The organism is Escherichia sp. TW14182 (assembly GCF_000208525.1).
In the GTDB taxonomy this organism is placed as follows: Bacteria; Pseudomonadota; Gammaproteobacteria; order Enterobacterales; family Enterobacteriaceae; genus Escherichia; species Escherichia ruysiae.
Genome location: NZ_AEJZ01000300.1, coordinates 1 through 2,565 on the forward strand (window position 1 = coordinate 1; position 2,565 = coordinate 2,565).

Below are 2,565 nucleotides of genomic sequence, written 5' to 3' on the forward strand. Positions count from 1 at the left end.
CATTTCCCCTTAACGCCGGGGTAGCGGAACAAAAAACCTGCTGCATAGTTAAAGTTGAACCCTGCCGTCATGTTCTTACGCCTCGGGCTGGCTACTTATCCCCTGACCACTGCCTGGTAACTCGAGGTATTGCCCTGCGTTCTGTGGGGCGGGGTGGGTTGGTATTTTTAGTTTAATAAACATTAAACTTAAGTCAAGTAAAAACTAAACCACGGGGCGTAACAAACACAACGCTTTTGATAAAGTCGTTGCGGTTGTTATGTTTCTATTGGTAGTGAAAGTTAGGGAAACTGGCGTCTTGCGTGGATCACGTTTACTACTTCAACGCTTGATGTTGTTACGCGGTATAGAATTATATAGTTAGGGTGGGCTACAATCTCACGCAAGCCAGGTACTCTGTCGCTTGGTGGGTATAAATACGGATGTTCGGATAACGGCAGCACACAACCCCTTAATCGCTGCCATAAGCGTTCAGCCGCATCTATGTCGAAACGAGCAATATAGCTAGTTATATCATCTAGGTCGGTATCTGCGCTTTCAAGCCATAACACGGGTAACATTTTACTGCTTGCTCCGTTCCTTGCGCATTTTAGCAAAGCGTTCTGCCATTCTGCGCTCAACTTCGTCATGGGGAATTGCTGGGCGCGGATCTGCAAGGCTCGTTGCTACTTTCGCACGCAGCCATTCGTTGTAACTGTTTTCTTGTTCAATGGTTTCAAATTCAGAAACCATTGGTGAAAGGGCTCTATTCATGTTTCCTCCGGTTTTATAACTCAGGCGCGGCGGCATTTTTGCGCCGCAATCCATCTCGCTATGAGATCTTCCATTGATTCTTTTTTCTGCTTTAACTCGCTGATTATCTGGCGTTGCTCATCCTCAGGGAAGGCTGAAAAAATCTGCAATAATTCCAGTTGATTAGACGTTAACCCTGCATGTGGTGGAGAAACTTCCGGTTGTTCTGCGTATTCCGCATCCAGATACCCTTCCGGCATCCCGTATGTTTGCTCTATTCTTCTGGCAGCCTTTTCTCCAAACGAGGCCCTCCCACTCATTAGTTGAGATAGGTAGCTCTTCTCTTTGGGTGGCAGAGTTTTATCTTTAAACCACTCCTTGAGACGTAAACGGCGAATTTCTTTTTTTTGCATGTGGTAATTATCTTTAGTAATCACTAAACAAGCAAATACTTGACTTAATGGTTTATTAAATACTAAACTCGCAAAAAAACACTAAACCGAGGAAGGTATGACATTAAAAGAGTTTATTAAATCATTGAGGGTTGGTGATGCTAAGAAATTCGCGGCCAGACTTGGTGTATCGCCATCTTACTTATCGCAAATGGCGTCTGGACGAGCAGCTATATCTCCAACCCGCGCCCTTATGATCGAATCTGCGACGGAAGGCCAAGTAAGTAGGGCGGAGCTACGACCCCATGATTGGGAGCTTATTTGGCCTGAGTATGCGAGCGGCATTCGTTTGGGGCAAACACATGTAGTTCATGCTGAAGGTGATTGTAGTGCATGCTTATCTGATGGAGTTGATTCATGAAAATCAAGCATGAACACATCCGCATGGCGATGAATGTCTGGGCTCATCCGGACGGTGAAAAAGTTCCGGCAGCTGAAATAACCCGGGCTTATTTTGAGCTTGGTATGACGTTCCCGGAGCTATATGACGACAGGCATCCGGAAGCCCTGGCTCGCAATACTCAGAAAATTTTCCGCTGGGTAGAGAAAGACACCCCTGATGCGGTTAAAAAAATTCAGGCGCTGTTACCGGCGATCGAAAAGGCAATGCCACCTCTGCTGGTGGCCCGAATGCGCAGCCACAGTTCAGCCTATTTTCGGGAGCTGGTGGAGACGCGGGAACGACTGGTGAGAGACGCTGATGATTTTGTCGCAGTGGCGATCGCTGGTTTCAATCAGATGAATCGTGGTGGTCCGGCGGGAAATGCCGTGGTGATGCACTAAAAGCACGGTGTTCGGAGTTTTTTATGAGCAGCAAGCTTCATGGTCTTGTCTGGGAAGGGTGTGCCTTCACCGGCATGATCTTATCCAGGGTGGCAGTAATGGCTCGCCTTGCAGATTACAGCAATGACGAAGGTGTGTCATGGCCTGCAGTGGAGACCATTCGTCGTCAGATTGGGGCAAAGAGTGAATCAACGGTTAAAGCTGCGATAGCAGAACTGGAAAAGAACGGCTGGCTGACGAAGGAAGAACGTAAGGTCGGTGGGCGTAATGAAAGCAATATCTACCGTCTTAATGTGGAAAAACTCGAAGCAGCAGCAGCGGCAGCGCGTGAGGCATATAAACCGAAAAGAAAAATTAGCCAGGCAAAAAATGACCCGTCAAATATTGACCCCTCAACGGTTGACCCGTCAAATTTTGATGGATCAACCGTTGATAAAAAACAGCCGGTTAGGGGGGCGATGGTTGGCCCCGATCCGTCAGTATTAAAACCTGATCCGTCAGATAAAAGATCTTTTCGTCCGGAAGCTTCGCAACCGGACATGCAGACGGCTGAACAGGATTTTTTAAACCGACACCCTGACGCGGTTGTGTTCAGTGC

At 47.5% G+C, this 2,565-nt stretch carries 6 protein-coding genes; 3 read left to right on the top strand and 3 right to left on the bottom strand.

Annotated features, from left to right (window positions below; genetic code table 11):
* Window positions 1-281: 281 nt before the first annotated feature.
* From EQY_RS0120285 to EQY_RS25800, 3 genes are read right to left on the bottom strand one after another with little or no spacing between them, the layout of a single operon-like run.
* Window positions 282-560, bottom strand: a complete 279-nt coding sequence (locus EQY_RS0120285) for a type II toxin-antitoxin system RelE/ParE family toxin (protein WP_001303511.1) — start codon at window positions 558-560, stop codon at window positions 282-284.
* Window position 561: 1 nt separating this feature from the next.
* A complete protein-coding gene (gene relB, locus EQY_RS0120290) occupies window positions 562-753 on the bottom strand; it encodes a type II toxin-antitoxin system RelB family antitoxin (RefSeq protein WP_001302048.1) in 192 nt (63 codons plus the stop codon).
* Window positions 754-773: 20 nt separating this feature from the next.
* Window positions 774-1,145: a hypothetical protein gene (locus EQY_RS25800; RefSeq protein WP_001169685.1), complete on the bottom strand. Its 372-nt coding sequence runs from the start codon at window positions 1,143-1,145 to the stop codon at window positions 774-776.
* Between the two features lie 97 nt (window positions 1,146-1,242).
* Here EQY_RS25800 and EQY_RS0120300 point away from each other — a divergent pair, with 97 nt between their 5' ends.
* The 3 genes from EQY_RS0120300 to EQY_RS0120310 all read left to right on the top strand — a co-directional run.
* Complete coding sequence (locus EQY_RS0120300; protein WP_000172735.1) at window positions 1,243-1,545, top strand: transcriptional regulator; 303 nt, start codon at window positions 1,243-1,245, stop codon at window positions 1,543-1,545.
* Entirely contained in the window at window positions 1,542-1,967 is a 426-nt protein-coding gene (locus tag EQY_RS0120305; RefSeq protein ID WP_000693937.1) for a toxin YdaT family protein, read from the top strand. Before EQY_RS0120300 ends, EQY_RS0120305 begins: the two co-directional genes overlap by 4 nt.
* Before the next feature lie 23 nt (window positions 1,968-1,990).
* The coding region (locus EQY_RS0120310) for a helix-turn-helix domain-containing protein (protein ID WP_038809115.1) at window positions 1,991-2,565 on the top strand (575 nt) is incomplete at its 3' end.

What these genes read in the sequence shown, in the direction of transcription:
- EQY_RS25800 (WP_001169685.1), bottom strand. Translation starts at nt 1,145, where the DNA reads ATGCAAAAAAAAGAAATTCGCCGTTTACGTCTCAAGGAGTGGTTTAAA.
- EQY_RS0120305 (WP_000693937.1), top strand. Translation starts at nt 1,542, where the DNA reads ATGAAAATCAAGCATGAACACATCCGCATGGCGATGAATGTCTGGGCT.
- relB (WP_001302048.1), bottom strand. Translation starts at nt 753, where the DNA reads ATGAATAGAGCCCTTTCACCAATGGTTTCTGAATTTGAAACCATTGAA.
- EQY_RS0120285 (WP_001303511.1), bottom strand. Translation starts at nt 560, where the DNA reads ATGTTACCCGTGTTATGGCTTGAAAGCGCAGATACCGACCTAGATGAT.
- EQY_RS0120300 (WP_000172735.1), top strand. Translation starts at nt 1,243, where the DNA reads ATGACATTAAAAGAGTTTATTAAATCATTGAGGGTTGGTGATGCTAAG.